Below are 22,492 nucleotides of genomic sequence, written 5' to 3'. Positions count from 1 at the left end.
GCTGAAATGGAGTGCCACCATTGCAGCGCGACGACATCAAGAACCGCCTTATCGTTTCATGCCAGCCGGTTCCCGAGGGGCCGACTGATACGGCGGAATTCGTCATCGGATTTGCCCGAGCCGCCGTCGATGCCGGGGCAAAGGCATTGCGGATCGAATCCATAGGCTATGTGAAGGCGGTCCGCCCGTTCGTGAGCGTACCGATCATCGGCATCGTCAAGCGCGATCTCGACGACAGTCCCGTGCGCATCACACCGTTCATTGCCGATGCGGAAGCCTTGGCCGACGCGGGTGCCGATGTCGTTGCTTTTGATGCCACGGATCGCGTTCGCCCTGCTTCCATCGAGGAGCTGGTGAAGGCCGTCAAGGCCAAGGGCAAGCTGACGATGGCCGACTGCTCGAGCATCGATGATGCACGCAATGCATTGGCGGCCGGAGCCGACTTCGTCGGGACCACGCTTTCCGGATATGTCGGAGGACCTGAGCCGGTCGATCCGGATGTCGCCTTGATATCTGCGATGCAGGCACTGACGCCCTACGTGATCGCTGAGGGCCGCATCCGCACCACGGAACAGGCCGCCGCCGCCGTCAGGGCCGGCGCCTTTGCAGTCGTCATCGGCTCGGCGATCACCCGTACGGAACATGTGACCTCCTGGTTTCGCGATGCCATCGCCGAAGCCTACGGTGCCTTCGGCCTGCAAACGGTGCTTGCGGTCGATATCGGCGGCACGAAGACGATGGCGGCGCTTGTCAGGGGCCGCGACGTGCTCGAAGAGATCACTGTGCCGACCGTGCGGGAGACCGGTCCCGATACATGGCTTGCCCTGATCGCCGACGCAGTTCGCCCATGGGCCGATCGTTATTCTCGTGTCGGCATTGCGGTGACGGGCTTTGTTCAGGATGGCCTCTGGTCGGCACTCAATCCCGCGACGCTCGGCATTCCAGATGCTTATCCGCTCGTCGAAAGGGCGACCGCGGCTTTCGACAAGCCGGTCTTTGCGATCAACGATGCACAGGCGGCTGCCTGGGGAGAATACAGGTACGGCGCAGGCGATGGCGGCGATCTGGTGTTCCTCACAATCTCCACGGGGATCGGCGGCGGCATTGTGGTCAATGGTCGCCCGCTTGCAGGGCTCGCCGGCCATTTCGGCCTGATCCGTGGCCCGTCCGCGGGTCAATCCCCTCTGGAGGACCAGACATCGGGCCGCTGGATCGCCGCGGAAGCCCGGAAGGCTGGACATGAGGCGACCGCTGCCGAAGTCTTCGATCAAGCGAACCAGGGCGAGGCATGGGCCACAGCGATCGTTTCGCAATCTGCGTTCCGTGCTGCAACGCTTTGCCGCGACATCCAGATGATGATCGATCCGAAGCAGATCGTCATTGGCGGCGGCATCGGCCTTGCGGCCGGCTATCTCGAACGGATGCGTCAGTGCCTTGAAGGCATCGACGCCCGACTGACACCCGTCCTCGTCGCCGCCAAGCTAGGCCGTCACGCGGGGATCGTGGGTGTGGCAAGTCTTGCCTCCGAATAGTTCGGAAGACATGCATACTGGCGTAACAATAAGAGAGAGGGAACTACGATGACACTGAACAGGACGTCTTTATCTGCCCTTGCGTTGCTCCTCGCGAGCGTTGCTCTTCCGGGGACCTCGAACGCGACGGTGACCGTTCTCGGCTGGCCGGGTGGCTCGGAGGAAACGGCGCTTCGCGCCACCGTCGAGGCATACAATGCGACTTCGGGCATTTCAGATGCCGACAAGGTCGAGCTTCTGTTCTTCAACCGCGAGGGTTTTTACGACAAGCTGCAAGCCGACATGGCCGCCGGCTCGACCGCCTTCGACATCAATCTGGTCGCCACATACACGATCGGCCGTTATGCGGCCTACATGGAGCCAATCGATCTCGGCAGCGACGCCGAAAAGACATTTGGCCAGTCCGTCCTGAAAACGATGCAGTTCGACGGCAAGCAGTATGGCGTGCCGACCGATTTGTCATTGCACTTCATGTATTATCGCAAGGATCTTATCGACGCCCTGATGAAGGACGAGGCGGCGAAGGCGAAGTATGCGGAGATATCGAAGCAATATCTCGGCAAGGAACTACAGCCCAAGGACCCCGATAGCTGGACCTGGGACGACTGGGCCGCGACCGCGCTTTACTTCTCAAAGCAGGTCAACTCCGAAAGCCCCACGCGCTATGGCACTGTGCTGCAGATGAAGAACCTCCTGTTCAACATGATGGTGTTCCAGTCGTTGCCACGTTCCTATGGCGCGGACTGGCTGGACAAGGACGGCAACGTCACGGTCGATTCCGCCGCCTACAAGACCGGCCTGGAACTCTACAAGAAACTCTACGACGCCGGCGCTTCGCCGAAGGATTCGCTGAGCTACGAATATCCCGAGACCAACGCCGCATACGGTTCCGGCCAGGCCGCCACAGCGCTGCAGTGGAATGCTGCCGCCGCCGACCTCACCAATGCCGAGAAGTCCCCCGCGGTTGCGGAGGTCACCGGCGTCGTCGCACCGCCGGCCGGTCCGAACGGCCGCGCCGACCATATTCACGGCCTTGGCCTCGGCCTCAACAAGAATGCCAAGAACAAGGAGGGTGCCGTCAAGTTCCTGAAGTGGCTGGCAACCGAGGATGCCGCATTGCTTTATGCTCGCAGCGGCGGCTCTCCAGCCCTTGCGCCCGAAGTAGTCACGAAGGTCGCCAAGGAACGCCCCGACCTGGTCAAGCTCGGCGAGTTCGCCGGCAAATACGGCTACGTCATGAATGGAGCGACCTCAGCCAACGCTCTCTCGGTGTACGACCTACAGGCCAAGGAATTCACCGGCTACTGGTCGGGCCAGCAGAGCCTCGAGGATGCGCTGTCGCATACCAAAGCTGGCATGCAGGACCTTCTGAAGAAGTGATACCAGCCGGATGCCTTGCTTGCGGCAAGGCATCCGGCCCATTGGGCGGATTGAAATGGCTATTGTACAACGTGCCGAGGGACGAGCCTATCTGACGCCGCTCGTGGGGTTCCTGCTGCTGTTCCTCGGATTTCCTGCGATCATCAACCTCATCTATTCGGTTTCCACCGTCAGTTTCCAGACGCTGCGAAGCCCGACTTTGAGTGGCGTCGGAAACTACCTCGCGGTGGTCACCGATCGTGGTTTCTGGCAGGCAATCTCCTTCTCCCTGCAATTTGGAGTTCTGACGGCGCTCATCGAGTGCCTGGTCGGCCTGTTCCTCGCCATCTTCCTGGCGCCGCTCCTGTCCAAGCGATCGGCGCTTATGGCGCCGCTGATGCTGCCGCTTATGGTGGCGCCCGCAATGATCGGCCTGATGTATCGCCTGGTGCTGCACGAGTTTGCCGGGCCGGTGCCCTATTATCTCTTCGAATGGTTCGGTGACAGCCCGGCATTTCTGGACATCGGTCACGCATTCTGGACGCTGATCGTCGTCGAAACGCTGCAATGGACGCCATTTGCTTTCCTGCTGTTCTACATGGCCTACGTCGCCGTCCCGGGGGACGTCCGCGAAGCAGCTGCGCTCGACGGCGCCTCCGCGATGAAGGTTCTTTGGTTCATTGAATTGCCATTAATGCTGCCAACGCTCGTGATTGCCTTCTTCATCCGCTTCATCGATGGGTTCCGCGTCTTTGACAATGTCTACGCGCTCACCGGCAGCGGCGCCGGCGGGTCGACTACGTCGCTGTCGATCTACATCTATCAAGCGTTCTTCAAGGAAGGCGCAATCGGCAAGGCTGTCGCGGCATCGGTTATCCTCTTCCTTGCTTCACTCGCCGTGCTCTACGGCCTCAACTGGCTGGCCGGCCTCAGGAGGAAGGAGGCATGATCAACACGCTCCGCTGGATCGTCTTTGCCGTCGCCGCAATTGCGATGAATTTTCCGATCATCGTCACGATCGTTACCTCGTTCAAGAGTGCGCGCGAGCTTTCAGTCAATCCCGGTTTGTGGGTCAGCCAGCCGACACTCGAAAACTACCTTCGCGTTCTGACGCAGACCGATCGCTTCAACATCTATTCCTACCTCTGGAACAGTACCGTCGCCGCGTTCATCGGCACCGCGCTTGCGATCGTGCTCGCATTTCCTGCGGCCTATGCGATCGCGAGAAGCGAGGCGGGCAAGCATACCTTGCTGCCGATCGTCGTTAATCTGCGCGCCGTCCCGCTGATCATTTTCGCGATCCCGCTCTACATGATGTATCAGTGGCTAGGCCTGCTCGACACACAGCTTGGGCTCGGCCTGATCCTTACAATTGTCAACACGCCGCTGGCTCTGGTCATTCTCGTCAATGCGATTTCAGATGTGCCGTTGGAGTTGGACGAGGCGGCTAGGGTCGATGGCGCGAGTTCGTGGCAGATCATGATCAGCATCATTCGGCCGGTCGTGCGGCCGGCGCTGGTGACCACTTTCATCTTCGGCTTCATAACAGCGTGGAATGAATTCCTCTTCGGGCTGATGCTGACGACCAACAAGGCCGTTCCCGTCACCGTCGGCGCATCATTCTTCTTCGCTGCAAGCGGTGGCGGCGTTCAATGGGGCACGGCCTCGGCAGTGATGATCCTGAGCGCTCTACCCCCCGCTGTCCTTGGATTGCTGATGTACCGGCAGATCTCAGGCTCGATGACCGCCGGCGCAGTCAAAGGCTAGGCCGGACGCGCGGCATCGTCGATATTCCATGTCCCTTGGCAGCATGTTTGGCGCAGCGAAGGCTCTTGGATCGAAGAATGGTATTGTGGTCGATGGCCGCATCGTTCAAAAGCGCATGATCGCTATCGAAGAAAGTAGACCATGCGGCACCTGCGATCGAGACCGGGGCGCACCGTTACTATGACGTCCGAACCTGCCTTCGGCAAGAAGGTCGGCCTGCGCTCGCTTGAAATTGCCGATCGGAATTTTCGCGTCATCCTGGAGGCCATTCGCCGTCACGGGCCCCTGACACGTCTGGAGCTTGGCGTGCATTGTGGCCTGACGGGCCCCGGCATAACCAATGTCCTCGGCAGGCTGACAAAAGAGGGGTTGGTCAGCTCGTGTCGCCGCAACGGTGTCGTCGGTGGCGGGGCGTCCTCGACGGAGTTTGCCCTGATACCGGACGGCGCTTTATCGGTTGGGCTTCGCCTTCGGCCGGGCCGCGTCGAGGCAGTCCTCGTCGATCTCAGCGGACAGGTTCGCAAACGGCTTGACTTGGCGGTTGGGAGCTCGACCGTCGATGCGGTTTCCGAGGCCGTTGGCCGCATTTTGGAGGCCGGGCGGCCCAAAAAGCCGATCATCGGGGTCGGCATTGCGGCCAACGGATGGGACGTCGGGCTGGATCGCACGGTTGCCGATACTTTGGGAACGCGGGTGCTGGTCGAGAACGAATGCGTTGCGGCGGTTCTTGCCGAGCGGACGATCGGTGCCGGCGTTCCGGCGGGCGGTTTGGCGATGATCATCATCGATGACGACATACAGGCGGGGTTCCTCGTGCGCGGCGTGCCTTTTTCGGGCGTTCATGGAAGGGCAGGGAGCATCGGTGCGATGCGGACCGGCCCCGACCATGTTCGTCTGGACAGCGTCGTTGGCCTCCAGGCATTGAGGGCGATCATTGGCGAGGACGAATTCATGCGTGTTCTCGCCGATGAAGAGATCGCGTTTTCTCCGGCACTGGGCAAGTGGGTCAAGGATGCGGCGGGTCACTTGCTCGATCCCATCCTCGCCATTGCTGGCTTCATGGCACCCAGCACAATCATGATCGGAGGACGCCTACCACGGGGGATCGTCGAAGCCTTGATCCACCAGTTGTCGATCGAGCGCCGCGACACGACCACCCGGCCATTTCTCACGCCTTGGATTTCGCCGATAAAACCGGCAAGCTTCAGCGGCGGCGGCATCGCTCTCGGAGCGGCATTGCTGCCATTCCTCGACACGTTGCTGCCGCCGCCGGTGGCAGGTTAGGGCGTCCCTGCCATTAGCGCGAGGCAGACTTTCTAAATCAATTCCTCGTCCTTGTGGCTCGCGTCCGAGGCAAGTGCCTTGTCGAGGACTTTCTGGATGTTTGCGGCCCGGCGGAACGATGGCTCTTGGGTTTTCCCGGCCCTGACGGCCTGGACGAAGCGCTGATAATTCGTTTCGACCGGATCGAAGGGGATGTCGCGCCACGTGCGGGTGTGCACGTCTTCGCCAAGGCAGGCGCGCAAGGTTGATTTGCCTGTGTCGTAGATCATCTCGATGGAGCCGGTTTCACCGTAACAACGCAGCCGCAACTGGTCGAATTGGCCGGCCGCGGTGCGTGTTGCCTGGATCGTTCCGATTGCGCCGGTGGTGAAATCGACATTCATCGTGAAGCTGTCATTCGCATCGAGATCGTATTCCCCGATCCTATGCCCAGGCGCCTTGTCGAAGGTCTTGAGCCGCGCGAAGACGTGGGCGACGTCAAGCCCTGAACCGTATGACGCGAAATCGACGATGTGGATGCCGATATCGCCCAGCGCGCCGTTCGAGCCGTGTTTCTTGCTGAGGCGCCACAGCCATTTGCTTTCGGTCTTCCAGTCGCCCCAGTGATTGCCGACGAGCCAGCTTTGCAGATGAGAGGCTTCGACGTGGCGCACCGCGCCGATCTCGCCTGCCAGCACCATTTGACGTCCCTTCTGCAGGGCAGGCGAGTTCCGGTAGGTGAAATTCACCATTCCGACCTTGCCGGAGCGCTCGATTGCTTCGGTCATCTCCATTGCTTTCGACGCATCGGTCGCCAGGGGCTTTTCGCAGAATACGTGCTTGCCGGCAGCGATTGCCTGAAGAGTTGTCGGATGGTGGATTCGATCCGGCGTAACGTTGGCGACGGCATCGAATTCGCCCCAAGCGAGCGCATCCTCAAGAGAACCGAACTGATGAGCAATGCCGTGCTCCGTGCAGAAAGCTGCAAGACGCTCAGGTTCGACATCCACGCCACCAACGACGCTCACGCCTTCGATGGCTTTGAAATTTGCCGCATGCTGGTTGGCCATGCCGCCGGTACCGAGAATTAGTAAACGCATGAAATCCTCCATGGACGTTGGAAATCGGCCGCCGCGACGCGACGGCGCAGCTATTCGCAGCCGCCGCGGAAGTCGCGGCACCCTCATTTCAAACTGGAAATCCGGATCTGTCTGCCCCGGTTAGCTGGTGTTGGAAACCGCCATGATCCGCTCCTCCACGTTCATGCTTGACAGGAAATCAAAGTTACTTAATCTAATCACTGCAGCATGGAAATGAGGATAGGTCAACAGACTGCCAGGCTGCATTCGTTCAAAATGGGGAGGAGACCCATCATGATCAGAGCTATTGTCAGCGCACTTGCGCTGAGCACTGCGTTATTCTCAATGCACACCGCGTCAGCTCAGGAACTGGCTGCAAAGGACAGGATCGGCCTAGCGGAAGCGCCAAAGTCGCTTGTCGTCAGGCTGACAAACGACAGCCCGAATAATGCCGATCCGGCGATTGCCGAGGGCTATCAGAAGATCTTCGTCGACTTCATCAAGAAATATCCGGATTGGAAGCTGCAGCTTCAGTTCATGTCCGCCGATATCGGGACCGAGCAGGCGAAGATGCTCGAGCAGGCCAAGGCCGGAAATGCGCCCGATTGCGCAGCCGTGGATTCCTTCGTGCTGTCCCAGTTCATGGTCAATCATGTGCTCGCCGACTTCACCCCCTATTTCACCAAGGACGAAGTCGCCGATCTCTTTCCCTTCATCCGCGACGGCATTACCGATAAGGATGGCACGGTCCGCGCCTGGTGGTGGGATACCGACCTGCGTGTCCTCTATCGCAACAAGTCGATCGTTCCCGATGCGCCGCAGACCTGGGACGATCTGAAAAAGGCGGCTTTGTCCTCCGTCCAACAGGGCATGGAGGGCGTGCTTTTCAATGGCGGCCGGTATGAGGGGGCAACGTTCGATTGGCTTGCCAATTACTGGGCCCTCGGCGGCAAGCTGGTCGACGATTCCGGCAAGCCGGTCTTTGGCGAAGGCGAGAACAAGGAGAAATTCCTCAAGGCTCTCAGCTATTACAAGGATCTAGTCGATTCCGGCGCCGCCCCGAAACGCGTGACTACCATCGCCAACTACGACGACCTCAATGCCGCGGCCGCGGCGGGCACGTCGGCCCTATTCATCGGCGGCAATTGGCAATATGCCCAGCTCAAAGCTACCCTCGATGAGAACGATTTCAACAACTGGACCTTCTCACCGATTCCTGGGCCGACCGCAGACCAGCGTTCGACTGGCACGGGTGGCTGGACAATCGCCTCGTTCAGCAAGGACAAGGAGAAAGTCGAGATGTGCGCCAACCTTGCACGCGAAGTCTACATGGGCCCGGCCAACGCCCTGCAGCAGCAGCTGCCGACACGCAAGTCGCTCTTTGACAAGTATCCGGTCTTTGCCACGGACGCCAACAAGGTCTTTGCCCAAGCGCTCACCGATGGCCAGGCGCGTCCCGGTGCTCCCATCTATCCGGAGATATCCAATCAGATCCAGATTATGATGGGTGATGTCCTGTCAGGCACCAAACAGCCTGAAGAGGCACTGAATGCCGCATTCAATGCGACAATGGAGGCCTACAAGCGGCTCTAGTCCTTGCGATCGCGGCGGCGCCGAAAGGCGCCGCCAATGACCATCAAAATCCGGATAGAGAAGCCTTATGAGCCCAATCGCAATGGAGGCCGCGAGTTCGCCTCATCGCAGATCGTTCATGCGCAGTTTCGCAGGCGCCCCGCTGCCGTGGATGCTGCCCGCCATCGTCGTTATCGGGATTTTCTATCTTTATCCCGTGCTCGACGTCTTCCGCCTGTCCTTCACAAACGCCACGCTGATCGGTGACAATCAGCAATATACGTTCAGTTCGATATACAATGCGCTGACCTCTCCGCAGCTGCCCGATATTCTCTGGGCGACACTGATTTTCGTCGGCGGCAGCGTCGTCGGCCAGCAGATACTCGGACTTGCCGTGGCCGTCGTCGTGGTCCGCGGCGAAAAGCGTGGCCTGTTCGGCACGACGATCCTACGCACGACTGCACTCGTCGCCTGGGTCGTGCCAGGGATTGCCGGCGGCATCATCTGGCAGATGCTGTTTTCCGAAGCCCCTTACGGCGCGCTCAACAGCATCCTTCGCCTCATGCATATGCCGACCGTCGCGTGGCTCTCCGACCCTTCTATCGCGCCCTGGTCGGCGCTGATATCCAACATCTGGCGCGGAACGGCTTTTTCCATGGTCGTGATGTATGCGGCGCTGAAAGCCATCGATCCCTCGCTCTACGAAGCTGCAGAAGTGGACGGCGCCACGTCCTCGCAGCAGTTTGCCTTCGTCACACTGCCGCAGCTGCGCGCGGCGATTCTCGTCAACATGATCCTCATCACCATCATGACGCTCAACACCTTCGACGCCATCATCACGCTGACGGGCGGCGGACCGGGGCGGGCAACAGAGGTGATTTCGCTCTACGTCTTCAACATTGTCTTCAGGAACTACGATCTCTCCGGGGGCAGCGTCTTGTCAGTGCTGATGCTGCTGATCAGCCTCGGTCTCGCCTTCGTCTATGCCTCGTTTCTGCCCAAGGAGGAAGAACAATGAGTGCCAGAACAGGAAGCCGTTTCGGAGACCTCCTCAGCTACCTTTTCATGGTCGTGATGTTTGTCTTCTTCGCAGGCCCATTATCCTATCTTCTGTCGCTGGCGATGCGCGACCGGCGGGAAATCTATCGTGGTGTGGCACGCTACATTCCGAACAACCCGACCTTCGACAATTTCATCACGGTACTCACCAACAGCTACTTCCCGATTTATCTCTGGAACGGCCTGAAGCTCGCAGCGCTCAGTGGCTTCGGCGTGCTGATCGTAGCCCTGCCGGCCGCCTACGCCTTCTCCCGCTTTCACTTCCGCGGCAAGGGACTCTCGATGATGGGTCTGCTGCTCTTCCAGATGATTTCGCCGCTTGTCATCATGGTTCCCCTTTACCGCTACATGAACCGCCTTGGACTGCTCGACACTCATTTTTCGGTGGTGATGGTTTACGTGGCGCTCGGTGTGCCATTGGCGACCTGGCTTTTGAAGAGCACGGTCGACGGTATCCCGCGCAGCCTCGACGAGGCTGCAATGATCGATGGATGCAACCGCTTCTCGGTGTTCTGGCGGATCGTGCTTCCATTGTCAGCACCGGGCATTGCTTCGGTGTTCATTATCACCGTGATCGCCGGCTGGTCCCAGTTCCTCGTTCCCTTCCTCCTCCTCACCCAGAACAACCTGATGCCGATCGGTGTCGGCATCTTCAACTTCAGGGGGATGCAGACGGATTCATCGGTGCAATTGCTGGCGGCGGCTTGTCTGATCTCCGTGGTACCTGCGATTGTCGCCTTCCTGTCCTTGCAGCGGCTCATTCTGAGCGCCATGACGAGCGGAGCCGTCAAAGGCTGACATTGAGGACAGGATGGAAAAACGGCACGAGGTTTCAATGACGCGGCAACCACGCGACAATCATGATTTTGCAGATCTGTCAGGGGCAAATGTCGAGGATGCAGGCGAGCACAACCGTGCCATCGTCTTGCGGTGCATCCATCGTCAGGCGCCGATCTCAAGGGCCGAGGTCGCCCGGCAGACGGGTTTCACCAAGCCAGCGATCGCGCGTATCGTCGACAGGCTCCTGGATGCGGGCCTCATCATCGAGGCGCGCCGCCGTCATGGCCTCAGGGGTCAGCCGGCAATCGAGCTGGAAATCAATCCGGACGCCTGTTTTTCGATTGGCGTGAACATCGACCGTGACCATCTGACGATTGTGGCGGTCGATGCGGTCGGCAATGTCCGCGGTCGGGTCCACCACGAGAAACCGTTCATACTGCCGGATGAGTTCATCGAGCTGACCTCGGACGCCATTTCGCATTTCCAGCGCAGCCGGCTGATCGACGATGCCCGGCTTGCTGGCATCGGCCTGGCGGTTCCAGACTGGTTGGGGGAGATCGCGTTCCTCGGAAAGCCCCCAGGATATCAGGCCTGGACCACATTCGACGTACGTGCGGCGCTCGAGAGCCTGACCGACCATCCGGTCTACATCGAAAACGAGACCAATGCCGCGGCATTGGCGGAGTTGGAATACGGCCTTGGCACGGAGAGCAGCAGTTTCTTCTACATTGCGATCAACGCCTGCATGGGTGGTGGCCTCGTCCTGGACGGCAACGGTCATCGCGGTGCCATGGGTCTGAGTGGGGAGATCGGCTGGCTTCCCACCGTTGACCCCGCGAAACCGGAAGCCACCAGAGTGGAACTCTTCGGGGAAATATTCTCTCTATTTTTCCTCTACGACTATCTTGGCAAGAACGGCGTTCGGGCATCCCGTCCGCAGGACCTGCTTGCCCTAGACGCAACCGGCAGGGCCCTCGTTTCACGGTGGCTGAAGCAAATGAGCGTCTATGTCGCCGAAGCGGTGACGCATATCGGCATGATCGTCGATCCCGATGCAGTGCTTGTCGGCGGCCGGCTTCCGGTGCGCATGATCGACGAACTGCTGCGCTACACCCACGAGCATCTTCAAGGCACGGATCCCGATCTGCCGTCGATCCACCGCGCATCCCTCATGGAGGATGCCTCGGCACTCGGCGGCGCGGTCATGCCGATGGCCGCCGCGTTGATGCTCGCATCCGCCAATCCCGAACAACGCACCCGCTCACCGCTCAAATTCATGGACAGGATGAATGCCTGACCCAGCCGGCGACCGGATTGAGGAGAAACTGATATGAAAGTTGGATTCTATACGTCGACCTTCAACGACCGGCCTTTCGAGGAGGTGGCGGATTTCGCTGCCGCTGAGGGCTTTGACGCGATCGAGATCGACGTGGGCGGCCATATCAAGTCGCCCGAGCGCGTGGCTGGCGCCGTCGCAATCGCGCGCGAACGCGGTCTGTTCGTCTCGTCGATTACTTTTTTCGGCAACCAGCTCGATTCAGAGCCCGGCCGGCGGGAGGAATTGCGACGCAAAACCGCCGATTTCGCGCATGCGATAGGCGAGGCCGAGGTGCCGGTGTTCGTCATTTTCCCGGGGCGCGACGACACGGTGAGCGACGAGGCCAACTACGACGATTTTGCCGACTACGCCAATCGCCTGATTGCCAAAACTGAGGCGAACGGATTGATTTTCGCCATAGAGAACTGGCCAGGCCCGAAAGACAATTTTGTCGGTACCACCCCTCAGGGGTGGCAGGAGCTCTTCAAACGTATTGCGAGCCCGCGCTTCGGACTGGAATTCGACCCCTCACATCTGATCCGCCTCGGCATAGATCCTTACAAGGCGCTGGAGGATGTGAAAGACCGCATCGCCATCCTGCATGCGAAGGATACGGCGATCGACCCTCGGATTCAGCAGGCGGTCGGCTATCACGGAAAGGGATGGTGGCAATACAAATTGCCCGGCAAGGGCTTGCTCGACTGGCAGAGATTTCTGCGCCAGGCAAGCTCATACGGCTTCGACGGCACGGTTTCGATCGAACACGAGGACGCGGCCTACGGGTGGCCGGGCAAGGATCTCGACGCACGCAAGGAAGGCGAACGGCTTGGCCTTGCCTATCTGCGCGACGTGCTGAAGGCGATCTGACAGGGCAATCAGGGAGAACTGCAATGGCGAATGTATCGGTTAGCAATGCGCGCAAGAACTACGGCGCCTTCAAGGCGATCAAGGGCGTCTCGGTCGACATCGGAGACGGCGAGTTCGTCATTTTGGTTGGCCCTTCCGGTTGCGGCAAATCTACCCTCCTAAGGATGATCGCCGGGCTGGAGGGCATAACCGACGGTGAGATCCGGATCGGCAAGCATGTCGTCAATGAACTTGCCCCGAAGGATCGCGACATTGCCATGGTCTTTCAGAACTACGCGCTCTATCCGCATATGACCGTCGCCCAGAATATGGGGTTTTCCTTGCGCCTGAAACGCATGCCCAAGACCGATATAGCCGCGCGGGTCGACAGGGCGGCTCGCATTCTTGGTCTCGAAAGCCTTTTGGAGCGATATCCCAAGCAGCTGTCCGGCGGCCAGCGCCAGCGTGTCGCGATGGGCAGGGCGATCGTGCGCGACCCGGCGGTCTTCCTGTTTGACGAACCCCTGTCCAATCTCGATGCGAAGTTGCGCGTGCAGATGCGCTCCGAAATCAAGGAGCTGCACCAGCGGCTGAAAACGACGACGATTTATGTGACGCACGACCAGATCGAGGCAATGACGATGGCAGACAAGATCGTTGTCATGCGCGACGGCCGCATCGAACAATCGGGATCGCCGCTCGATCTCTACGACCGGCCGAAGAACCTTTTCGTTGCCGGCTTCATCGGTTCGCCAGCGATGAATTTCATCAAGGGACACATGACGCCGGATGGTTTCCGGACGGAGCACGGAGCCGTCCTTCCGGCCGGTTTCAAGCCGGCAAACGCGGACATATACGGAATAAGGCCAGAGCACCTCCTTCTGGATCCTGAAGGTATCGAGGTCGATATCGTCGTATTGGAGCCAACGGGTTCTGAAACATTCGTGATTGCACGCCTTGGCGAGCAGACGCTTTCCTGCGTGTTTCGCGAAAGGATCAGCCTCAATCCCGGGGATACGCTGCGCGTTTCCCCAATCACCTCGGCCATTCATCTCTTCGATGAGAAAGGTGATCGGATCGTGCCGGGAAACAGCCACTGACATTGCGGATGCGGCAACAGCCGGCACCAGTTGGTGGCCTCCGATATCGTCGCACAACGCCTAACCCTTGAAGGTCACGACCGCTGAGACGGTCAATGGCCGCAATATGCAAAGACAGGACACCCGTCATGCAGCATTTGACAATTTCTCAGCGTCTCGATCGCCTTAAGGTTCGTACCGCTGAACTTGCCCACTGGCGAAACAGGGACACTATCGAGATCGACGGCTGGACCTTCAACGGCAAGCCTATCGCCCATCGAGAGGATTGGCCGCGCAAAGAGGGCGTTGTGCATTTTGCCGTGATGGCCCAGGCGCCTGAAGAGTGGCCACTCGAGGATATCCGTCTTCAGCTGGATCTCGGCGGCGAAAGCCTGATCACACTTTCCTATCAGGACGGTCGGTCCGAGACCTTCGGTCTGGATCCCTATCACCAGGAGTTCGAGGTAAAAGACCGTGATTTCTCGATCACGACCGACAGCGTGGCACGGTTTCCCTTCGGCGAACCCAATCGTTATCCGAAGCTCAACCGCGCAAGGCTGGCGTGGCTGGACCTGCCGGTGCACCGCCTGCACCTCCTCCTGCGTCAGGTCGCCGAGACAATCGAAGCCCTGGGCGACCATGAGGTGATTCCGCATCTGTTGGAGGTGGCGGAATCTGCGCTTCGCAGCCTCGACTGGCCATCGGCCACGCCGGCGTATATCTCCCGCACATCCGGCGCAGAATATCAGCAGAAAATCTGGCAGCTGCCAGAGCTTGAGGAACGCCCCGCTGGCCTGACAAGCGGGCAGAGCGCATTGGCCGGCGCTGCCTTCGAGACACTGACGGCGCAGTTGCGGGAATTGCAGAAGCGGTTCCCCCCGAATGGCGAATTGATGCTGTCAGGCCATGCGCATATCGACCTCGCCTGGCTCTGGCCTTACGACGAGACACGTCGGAAAATGCGGCGCACCTTCAATACGGCGTTGTCCCTGATGGAGCGGTCCGACCACTTCCGGTTCAACCAGTCGACGGCACACTATTACGCACAAATGGAGGAAGACGATCCCGAGCTTCTGGAGCGCATCAAGAAGCAGGTTGAAAAGGGCAGATGGGAAACGGTCGGTGGCATGTGGGTCGAGCCCGACACCAATATGCCGACCGGCGAGAGCCTCGCCCGCCAGGTGCTCTACGGTCAGCGCTACTTCGAGAAGATGTTCGGCACGCGACATACCGTTTGCTGGCTGCCGGATTGCTTCGGGTTTTCCGGAGCACTTCCGCAGATCCTCCGTCTCGGTGGTATCGACAGCTTCTTTACCATCAAGGTGAATTGGAGCGAGACGAACCGCTTTCCGTCGGATCTCTTCTGGTGGAAGGGTCTCGACGGCAGCAAGGTTCTGACCCACACATTCGACAATCCGATGCAGGGCTACAACGGCTTCGTGCGGCCGGATTGCTTCGTGCCGACCTGGAAGAATTTCCGCGGAAAGACGCAACACCAGACATCGCTGCTTGCGGTTGGGTACGGTGATGGCGGCGGGGGCGTGACACCGGAGATGGTCGAGCGCGAAGTGCAGCTTCGCGACTTCCCGGCCATTCCGCAGGCGCGCTGGGGCACCGTCAAGACGTATTATGAAACCGCGCATAGGACGGCTGCCGAGAAGGACCTGCCTGTGTGGGACGGCGAAATCTATCTCGAACTGCACCGTGCGACGTTGACCACGCAGAGCGGCGTCAAGCGAATGCATCGCCAGGCAGAGCGCGGGTTGATCACCGCGGAAACGCTCGCTTCTCTGGCCCATCTGATCGGTGGCGATGCGCCACGGAGCCTTGAGGCGGATTGGCGCATCGTCCTGAAGAACGAGTTCCATGACATCCTGCCGGGCTCCAGTATCCGCGAGGTTTATGTGGACGCCGAGCGGGAGCTTGGAGGCGTGCTCGAAAACGCCGGGGCCGAACAGGACAGGGCCTTGGCAGCGCTGATATCGAAGCTTTCCAGGGGGAGCATCGCCAATGCCGTGGTAGCCGTGAATCCGTCGCTTTGCGGCCAGCCGCTAAACGTCAAGCTGGCGGATGGCACAGTGCTCTCGACGGGGGATACGGTCGCGCCGCTTTCGGTTGCGGTTTTCGACCGCGCCACGCTCCGGCCCGCAAGCGAATTGAAAGCGGGAGCGTATTCTCTTGAGAACGCCTATCTTTCGGTGGAAATCGGCAAGGATGGCGCAGTATCCAGTCTGGTTCACAAGGCCACCGGCCGCGAAGCGCTGGACGGCTCGGCAAACCAGCTCTGGGTGTATCCAATCGACAAACCGCGCAACTGGGACGCCTGGGATGTCGACGCCGACTATGCCGAGAAAGGCATTCGTTTGGACAGGCCTGAAAGCATAGCGCTCGTCGAAAGTGGGCTTCATCGCGCGGCAATCCGCGTGACCTACCGCTACCGAGACTCGAGCGTGACCCAGACCTATGTACTGACCGCCAATGCCAGGCGCCTCGACATCGAGACGACAATCGACTGGCATGACCGACGCACAATGCTCCGCACTCTCAATCCAGTTGCCGTGAAGTCTCGGACAGCCACGTTCGAATGCGCCTTTGGGGTAATCGAGCGGACGACGCACACGAACACATCGTGGGACCAGGCGATGTTTGAGGCGGTGGCTCATCGCTTCGTCGATCTGAGTGAGCCCGGTTTCGGTGTCGCACTGCTGAACAACGCGAAATACGGACACAGCGCTCGCGGCAACGAGATTGGCATGAGCCTGGTGCGTGCACCTATTTATCCGGATCCTCTGGCCGACGAAGGCGAGCAGAGTTTCACCTACGCCCTGATGCCGCATGAAGGCACGTGGCACGAGGGAGGGGTTCTCGGTGAGGCAATCGATCTCAACCAGCCGCTCGTCTGCAGTGAGGCAACGGGGCTCGCTCCGGGCTCAGTCCAGCCGATTGTCGTTGAAGGTGTTCCTGTCGCGCTTTCCGGTCTGAAACCTGCGGAGGAGGGCAATGGCCTGGTCGCGCGTCTCTACGAACCCGCGGGACGTCGGGGCGACCTGGTCCTTAAGGGACCGGACGGCTGGACGCTCTCGGATCCTCTGAACATTCTCGAAGAGCCCATGCAGAGACAAGGTCCGGCCGAGATCATGCCGTTTGAAATTCGCACCTGGAGGCTGCAGCATCGATAAGACGGTCCCGACCAGCGTGGTCGAGGCGACGAATTTGCGAAGCGACACACGCGAATTGGTTCCATCGACGCTGCCAGATTTATGTTCGGAACTCCGGTCTTCTCCAGTCGTTATTCTCGTATGGCAGCGAATAAAGGAGCAAAACCAATGGACTGGAATCGCGTTGAAGGGAACTGGAAGCAGATGAAGGGCAAGGTCAAGGAGCAGTGGGGCAAACTCACCGATGACGACCTTGACCAGATCAACGGCAAGCGCGAACAACTGGAAGGCAAGATCCAGGAGCGCTATGGCTTGGAGAGAGACCGGGCCAGAACAGATATTGACGACTGGTACGGCAGGCAGACCTGGCACTAACTGTTGAACGTCCTTGACGGACGCTATCTCCGCACCGGATTGTTAAAACGAATGGAGGCCCGCTTTGCCGGCGGGCTTTCGATTGCGGGAAATGCATGACTTCCAAAGCGCGCTCGCGCGGTCCCGAGGGCGGTCGCAAAGCTTCACATTCAGTGGACCCAAGTTTTCAGGCGGGTCCCGTTCGGACGTATACGCCTTTTGCGGTCAGGTTGGCGCCACCCAGCGGCCGCGTGGCTCTCCGGAATGAACGAACTGGCTTTGGGCGCGTTAAAGATCAGCCCCGAACTAAAAAAAGGAAACTCCATGAACAAGATTTTTCTCCTGGCTGCGGCCCTCTCTGTCGCCGTGATCCCGGTTGCCAACGCTGCCACCACCCATAAGCAGAGCATGCGTTCCACCCAGGTCGTCGCTGAACCCAGGCAGCGTCTTGGGACATTGTCCTGTGAGGTCGCCGGGGGCGTCGGGCTCATCATCGGTTCGAGCAAGTCGGTAGATTGCACCTTCAAGCAGCGGTCCGGAAGGATCGAGCGCTATGCTGGCAAGATCGGCAAACTCGGAGTTGACGTCGGCGTTACAGGCAAGACCTATCTGAGCTGGGTGGTCCTGAATAACGCACCCACCCGCGTCGGTGACGGCGCTCTTGCCGGCACCTATGTCGGTGCTTCTGCCGCTGCCTCGGTCGGCGTTGGACTTGGAGCAAACGCGCTGGTGGGTGGCAACAGCAAGAACTTCGCCCTGCAGCCCCTCAGCACCGAAGCGGGCACCGGCCTGAACATCGCGGCAGGCGTGTCTCGTCTGCAGCTTCAGCGCGTGCGTTAACCTGTCAAAGCGGCGACCGTCTGGTCGCCGCTTTTCATATGTGCGTCCGCCATGGGCGCGGTCTTGTGGGCGCAAGTCCCACCGTAAGCTGGTCACTGCGAACGAAGTGAAGCGCAACCGCGGAAGGGTGACTGACCGTGGGGAGGAAGCGTGGATCGAAACTGCGGGCTGATGAACAGGAACCGGAGCTTCCAGCGCGAGCGGGCATGTAACCGCGAAGCTGTTGTGACCAAAGGGTGGTGGCGCGATAGCGGCATTCTCCTCAATGTCGTACTGACCCTGTCAGGGTTTGATCAGGGGGCCTACCCCGGCTCTCGTAACTCAACTTCTCGAACCGCCTAGTGCGGACCCGCTTGCTGGGTGGTGTGGCAGGTGCGACTGATAAACTCGCCCTCTGTGCCGATTGTGGATTCAATTCATTTCTGAGGGGAGGGGATTTAACCATTCATCACCTGTGGCTCGAGGTGGCATGCTATTTCTCCTTGACGAAGAGATTGGCTTCCACCGCTGCAGCAATGAATGCTCGCCTTGCTTCAGCGGGCGGTCGCTTTCCCTCAAGAACTTCGAGGCATATTTTTTGAGCGTCCTGGAGGTGTCTTCCTTTGGCGACAGGCCATTTCTCACGCAGGACCGCGATAGCTTCGTTAGCGCTTCCAATTGTTTTGAACTCGCCTGTTTGCGGAGACGCATACGAGATCGGCCTGCTCCATTTCTTCGTATGCATCACGTACCCTCAGTCGGGCTCGTGACGACCGGGGGCAGTAGATCGTCCGGGTGGGCACTCTCCGGCAGATCCAGATCCGGCACGCCCTCAACGCCTTCGCGAGCTTTTGCATCACTCTTCGGGCGCTTACTCCGCTCATCGATGCCGGGCTCTGAATGCTCGTCTTCTCCCGGGTCGGTATCGATAGATGGCGGCGGCAGGAGGTCGTCCCCTGGCATCTCGTCGGTATCGAGGTAGTTTTTGCGTTCGGCCATCAGAAATCTCCTCTTCAAGGAGAGCCGCGCACCGTTCGCAGCCGAGCCGTCGTCGACTCTGGCAAAGGATCCTGCCTCGTATTGAAAGACCGTGACGAACATTTGGTTCTCCTTAGAAGGAAAACCCATGTCGAGAAGGTTGGTTCCCCTCGCCGTGACGTGTGCCAGCACCGCGCGACGGACCCATTTCCTGATCGGGGATCAGCCAGCTTTTCTTTTCGCCGGCTTGTGCGGATAATGCTCCCAGCACCACCAGAGCGTCTCCCCCGTGGTCGCCGAAGCGAAGCCGAAGCCTCCCCACTTGTCGCACCCCTCAATGCAGCACAGATGTTCGATGTGGACATTTGCGCCAGGCGCTTTTGTGTGACTCTCAATCGACATCCAGAGTGACTTTCCGGTCGTCTCGCTAACGTTCGATTTTTGTTCCTCCCATTTCGCAAAGTCAATCTGGACGAAAGCGAATCACCCGCCATCTAGTGATTCGCGGCATGTCAAGAAGGCAAAGCGTCATGGATGGTACTCGTATTCCCATTGCCCCTCTTCACGTTGAGATCGAAGGCATCGCCAGGTATCGGCAAGCTGAAACCGTCGAGGACCTTGCTGCAATGCTTCTAAGCGCCACCTGGACAGGCCCAAAGGGCCCGTCGTTTAATCGTGCTCTCGTGACATCGTTGGAGGCCCTTGAGTTTTACACCGACGCTAAAACCGCTCGCGCGGCGTTCGTCGCCGCGGCACATGCGGCGGGCATGCATGTGCTCCCCGATGATATGGAAGAAGCGAAGAAGGCAGGCTAGCGCTCTTATACTTGTCCTGCATCTCCTCACCTGACTTCCGCGTCTGCCGGAACATGGCTCAGTCCACGCAAGCAGGCGACGGCTGTCGCGTGCCCGGGGACAAGCCAAATACGTTCATGTGGCGTTAAGCATAGTGGCTCCATATGTCTCCAACGGGTTGGGAAACCTTATGAGCTCGTTCTCAACTGGAGACGCAATGAAGAAGATCGTCCTGTCCGCGCTTGCGGCAGTCATAGCAGCGAGTGGCGTGGTCGCCACGGCAGACACCGTTGCCGCCCAGGAGTGGCGCCGACCGCATTACGACCGCTACCCGCCACCACCCCCACGCCGGCACCATGACCACGGCAATCGCGACGCCATTGTTGGCGGCCTGGCGGCCGGCGTCATCGGCGGGCTCATCGGTGGTGCAATCGTCAACAATAGCGGTCCCCGTTATTTCGATCCCCCGCCACCGCCGCCGCCGCGTTGCTGGTTTGAAGACCGACGAGTACCCAATGCCTACGATGGCGGATGGCACATGGAGAGCATGAGAGTTTGCCGTTGATCCTCGGTGCTGGCGCTTGAAGGAGCTCTCCTTGAGCTCCTCGTCCGCCCCGCTCCTGGGGCTGAAGTGCCCGTCGCCAGTCCGGGGTCAGCTCTTGGTGTCTATCTTTGGCCACGTATCCGACAGCCGGTAGCCTCCCGGCCACGGATCTGAAGGTTCGAGCATCAGCTGGTGGGTGCCGGTGATCCAGGCGCGGCCCGAAATCAGTGGATAGATCGCATCGAGCGCGCCGATCTTCGTTGTCGAATCGATGCTACAGCGGAATTCGGAGCCAATGATCGATTTCGCGACATAGGTCTCGCCGATTGCCATTTCACCGCGCGCGTGCAGCACCGCCATGCGGGCCGAGCAGCCGGTGCCGGTCGGCGATCGGTCGATCTTGCCCGGTTGGATGACGACGGCATTTGCGCCGGTCAGTACGCCGTCTTTGCGCGTCATCGGGCCGGCGACCTGGCAAAACGAAATATGGTCCCAGCCGGCATTTTCGGGATGCGCAAAGCCGAGCTGTTCGTTTGCCGCAGCGGTGATCCGCACGCCGGCCTCGGCGATCTCGCGCGCTTCATCGGGCTTTACCTCGAAACCCAGCGCCTCGGCATCAACGATGACAAAACTGTCGCCGCCGTAGGCCGTATCCACGGTCAATGTGCAGAGCCCCGCCACCTCCAGCGATACGCCGAGCCTGTCGGCGAACGAGGGAACGTTGCGGACGGTGATGCGCTCCGCCTTGCCGTTCCTGCACTCGGCCGTTACCTCGACCAACCCGCCGGGCGCCTCCAGCGTAATCCTGGTAACCGGTTCGGTCATTGGGATGATGCCGCTGTCGAGCAGGACGGTGGAAACGCAGATCGAGTTCGAGCCGGACATCGGCGGCGTGTCGGCCGGCTCCATGATGATCCAGCCCATTTGTGCTCGCGGATCCTTTGGTGGCACAAGAAGGTTGACGTGGCGGAAAACGCCGCCGCGAGGCTCGTTCAGGACGAAATTGCGCAGTGTCTCGTCCTTCGCGATAAATCGGGACTGCTCCCAGATCGTCTCGCCCGGCGGCGGCAGCACGCCGCCCACGATGACATCGCCGACTTCGCCTTCCGCGTGACAGCTGACGACATGAATGAGCTTCGACGTGTGCATTCCATCCCTCCCGTGACGAGCGTCAGGCTTTGGCCAGCGCTGTCAACATTTGGTAGTTTTGAGCCGAGAGCGGAATGCCGGCGGTTGCCGCCTTGGCGCGGGTGGCATGCCGGCGGTCCCCCGGCAGGCGGTCCTGCCCTGCCTCCAGAACGAGATCGCATATTTCGGCGACTCGGTGGGCAAAGGTATTGTTGCCGCCACGCTCCGGATCGATGACGACGAAGAATTGTCCGGTGAACGGCGTCTGCGCGCCCTTGTGGCCGCTCCAGTCGAATTCGCCTGAGAAATAGCCGCCGGTCAGCGCAGCGCCGAGGATCTCGACCATCAGCGCGATCGAATTTCCCTTGTGGCCGCCGAACGGCAGGAGCGCGCCTCCGTCGAGGATGGCTTTGGGATCGGTGGTCGGCTCTCCGTCGCGATCGACACCCATGCCCGGCTTCAGATCATGGCCGGCGCGGGCAGCGATCTGCACGTCGCCATGGGCAATGGCACTGGACGCCTGGTCGAAGACGAACGGGGCTGCGCCCTCGCGCGGCGAGGCGAAGGCGATCGGATTGGTGCCAAACACTGCCTTATTGCCGCCATGCGGCACGACGCAGGCCATGCTGTTGACGACACTGAACGCCACCAGGCCTTCATCGGCGAACGGTTCGACGTCCGGCCACAGGGCGCTGAAATGATGCGAGCGACGGATGGCTAGAATCGCTACGCCGCTGGCCTTGACCTTTTCGATCAACAGCGGCCGACCGGCCATGAAAGCCGGCTGGGTAAAGCCGCCATTGGCATTGATGCGAACGAAGGCTGGCCCACAGTCCTCGACCTCGGGCACCGCCTGGCCATCGACCCAACCGCTGTTCAGCGACGAGATGTAGCCCGGTATGCGGAAGACGCCATGGCTCAGCGAACCATCGCGTTCGCAGGACGCACAGTTTTCCGAAAGAATTCTGGCGTTGTGTTCCGATGCGCCGTTTTTCACGAAGATGCGCTGAACAAGGGTTACGAGATCGTTGTAGGCGAGGTGGACATCAGTGCCGGCGGTCAA

General features: G+C 60.0%; 21 protein-coding genes. 16 read left to right on the top strand and 5 right to left on the bottom strand.

Annotated features, from left to right (window positions below; translation table 11 throughout):
- The first annotated feature begins 20 nt into the window (after nucleotides 1-20).
- The 5 genes from ASC97_RS24725 to ASC97_RS24705 all read left to right on the top strand — a co-directional run bounded on the left by ASC97_RS24725 (nucleotide 21) and on the right by ASC97_RS24705 (nucleotide 5,942).
- Nucleotides 21-1,532, top strand: a complete 1,512-nt coding sequence (locus ASC97_RS24725) for a putative N-acetylmannosamine-6-phosphate 2-epimerase (protein WP_057470978.1) — start codon at nucleotides 21-23, stop codon at nucleotides 1,530-1,532.
- Between the two features lie 48 nt (nucleotides 1,533-1,580).
- Complete coding sequence (locus ASC97_RS24720; RefSeq protein WP_057470977.1) at nucleotides 1,581-2,912, top strand: ABC transporter substrate-binding protein; 1,332 nt, start codon at nucleotides 1,581-1,583, stop codon at nucleotides 2,910-2,912.
- A 55-nt stretch (nucleotides 2,913-2,967) separates the two neighbouring features.
- On the top strand, nucleotides 2,968-3,840 hold the full coding sequence (locus ASC97_RS24715) for a carbohydrate ABC transporter permease (RefSeq protein ID WP_057470976.1): 873 nt from the start codon (nucleotides 2,968-2,970) through the stop codon (nucleotides 3,838-3,840).
- Complete coding sequence (locus ASC97_RS24710; RefSeq protein WP_057470975.1) at nucleotides 3,837-4,658, top strand: carbohydrate ABC transporter permease; 822 nt, start codon at nucleotides 3,837-3,839, stop codon at nucleotides 4,656-4,658. Before ASC97_RS24715 ends, ASC97_RS24710 begins: the two co-directional genes overlap by 4 nt.
- Nucleotides 4,659-4,799: 141 nt before the next feature.
- Nucleotides 4,800-5,942: an ROK family transcriptional regulator gene (locus tag ASC97_RS24705; protein WP_057470974.1), complete on the top strand. Its 1,143-nt coding sequence runs from the start codon at nucleotides 4,800-4,802 to the stop codon at nucleotides 5,940-5,942.
- A 32-nt stretch (nucleotides 5,943-5,974) separates the two neighbouring features.
- Here the strand turns inward: ASC97_RS24705 and ASC97_RS24700 are convergent, their stop codons facing one another.
- Nucleotides 5,975-7,021: a Gfo/Idh/MocA family protein gene (locus ASC97_RS24700; RefSeq protein ID WP_057470973.1), complete on the bottom strand. Its 1,047-nt coding sequence runs from the start codon at nucleotides 7,019-7,021 to the stop codon at nucleotides 5,975-5,977.
- A 273-nt stretch (nucleotides 7,022-7,294) separates the two neighbouring features.
- Here ASC97_RS24700 and ASC97_RS24695 point away from each other — a divergent pair, with 273 nt between their 5' ends.
- The 9 genes from ASC97_RS24695 (at nucleotide 7,295) to ASC97_RS24655 (ending at nucleotide 18,006) form a co-directional block, all read left to right on the top strand.
- Nucleotides 7,295-8,593, top strand: a complete 1,299-nt coding sequence (locus tag ASC97_RS24695; RefSeq protein ID WP_057470972.1) for an extracellular solute-binding protein — start codon at nucleotides 7,295-7,297, stop codon at nucleotides 8,591-8,593.
- A 67-nt stretch (nucleotides 8,594-8,660) separates the two neighbouring features.
- Nucleotides 8,661-9,590 (top strand): carbohydrate ABC transporter permease, encoded by a 930-nt coding sequence (locus ASC97_RS24690; RefSeq protein ID WP_057470971.1) that lies wholly within the window; start codon nucleotides 8,661-8,663, stop codon nucleotides 9,588-9,590.
- Complete coding sequence (locus tag ASC97_RS24685; RefSeq protein ID WP_057470970.1) at nucleotides 9,587-10,429, top strand: carbohydrate ABC transporter permease; 843 nt, start codon at nucleotides 9,587-9,589, stop codon at nucleotides 10,427-10,429. Before ASC97_RS24690 ends, ASC97_RS24685 begins: the two co-directional genes overlap by 4 nt.
- Before the next feature lie 37 nt (nucleotides 10,430-10,466).
- Complete coding sequence (locus ASC97_RS24680; protein WP_057471133.1) at nucleotides 10,467-11,708, top strand: ROK family transcriptional regulator; 1,242 nt, start codon at nucleotides 10,467-10,469, stop codon at nucleotides 11,706-11,708.
- A gap of 33 nt (nucleotides 11,709-11,741) precedes the next feature.
- Nucleotides 11,742-12,596, top strand: coding sequence for a sugar phosphate isomerase/epimerase family protein (locus tag ASC97_RS24675; protein ID WP_057470969.1), 855 nt, complete (start codon nucleotides 11,742-11,744; stop codon nucleotides 12,594-12,596).
- Nucleotides 12,597-12,619: 23 nt separating this feature from the next.
- The gene (locus tag ASC97_RS24670) at nucleotides 12,620-13,675 is read left to right on the top strand and encodes an ABC transporter ATP-binding protein (RefSeq protein ID WP_057470968.1); all 1,056 of its coding nucleotides are present in this window, start codon (nucleotides 12,620-12,622) and stop codon (nucleotides 13,673-13,675) included.
- A 128-nt stretch (nucleotides 13,676-13,803) separates the two neighbouring features.
- A complete protein-coding gene (locus ASC97_RS24665; RefSeq protein WP_057471132.1) occupies nucleotides 13,804-16,833 on the top strand; it encodes an alpha-mannosidase in 3,030 nt (1,009 codons plus the stop codon).
- A gap of 147 nt (nucleotides 16,834-16,980) precedes the next feature.
- The gene (locus tag ASC97_RS24660) at nucleotides 16,981-17,187 is read left to right on the top strand and encodes a CsbD family protein (protein WP_057470967.1); all 207 of its coding nucleotides are present in this window, start codon (nucleotides 16,981-16,983) and stop codon (nucleotides 17,185-17,187) included.
- A gap of 303 nt (nucleotides 17,188-17,490) precedes the next feature.
- Entirely contained in the window at nucleotides 17,491-18,006 is a 516-nt protein-coding gene (locus ASC97_RS24655) for a DUF992 domain-containing protein (RefSeq protein WP_057470966.1), read from the top strand.
- A gap of 472 nt (nucleotides 18,007-18,478) precedes the next feature.
- Here the strand turns inward: ASC97_RS24655 and ASC97_RS36385 are convergent, their stop codons facing one another.
- Together ASC97_RS36385 and ASC97_RS24645 are read right to left on the bottom strand one after the other, a co-directional pair.
- Nucleotides 18,479-18,730, bottom strand: a complete 252-nt coding sequence (locus ASC97_RS36385) for a DUF982 domain-containing protein (protein WP_057470965.1) — start codon at nucleotides 18,728-18,730, stop codon at nucleotides 18,479-18,481.
- Nucleotides 18,730-19,086, bottom strand: coding sequence for a hypothetical protein (locus ASC97_RS24645; protein WP_057470964.1), 357 nt, complete (start codon nucleotides 19,084-19,086; stop codon nucleotides 18,730-18,732). Before ASC97_RS24645 ends, ASC97_RS36385 begins: the two co-directional genes overlap by 1 nt.
- Nucleotides 19,087-19,493: 407 nt before the next feature.
- Between ASC97_RS24645 and ASC97_RS24640 the strand changes: the two genes are divergently transcribed.
- Nucleotides 19,494-19,778, top strand: coding sequence for a DUF982 domain-containing protein (locus tag ASC97_RS24640; protein WP_057470963.1), 285 nt, complete (start codon nucleotides 19,494-19,496; stop codon nucleotides 19,776-19,778).
- Nucleotides 19,779-19,974: 196 nt separating this feature from the next.
- Complete coding sequence (locus ASC97_RS24635) at nucleotides 19,975-20,322, top strand: hypothetical protein (protein WP_057470962.1); 348 nt, start codon at nucleotides 19,975-19,977, stop codon at nucleotides 20,320-20,322.
- Nucleotides 20,323-20,409: 87 nt separating this feature from the next.
- Here the strand turns inward: ASC97_RS24635 and ASC97_RS24630 are convergent, their stop codons facing one another.
- Together ASC97_RS24630 and ASC97_RS24625 are read right to left on the bottom strand one after the other, a co-directional pair.
- Nucleotides 20,410-21,450 carry a trans-3-hydroxy-L-proline dehydratase gene (locus tag ASC97_RS24630; RefSeq protein WP_057470961.1) on the bottom strand — a complete coding sequence of 347 codons (1,041 nt, stop codon included), beginning with the start codon at nucleotides 21,448-21,450 and terminating at the stop codon, nucleotides 20,410-20,412.
- 22 nt (nucleotides 21,451-21,472) lie between these two features.
- Nucleotides 21,473-22,492, bottom strand: coding sequence for an Ldh family oxidoreductase (locus tag ASC97_RS24625; protein ID WP_057470960.1), 1,020 nt, complete (start codon nucleotides 22,490-22,492; stop codon nucleotides 21,473-21,475).

Origin of the sequence: Rhizobium sp. Root1203 (genome assembly GCF_001424945.1) — a bacterium.
Taxonomy (GTDB): domain Bacteria; phylum Pseudomonadota; class Alphaproteobacteria; order Rhizobiales; family Rhizobiaceae; genus Rhizobium.
The sequence above is the reverse complement of the archived record's forward strand: the minus strand, read 5'-3'. Positions and strand labels throughout refer to the sequence as shown.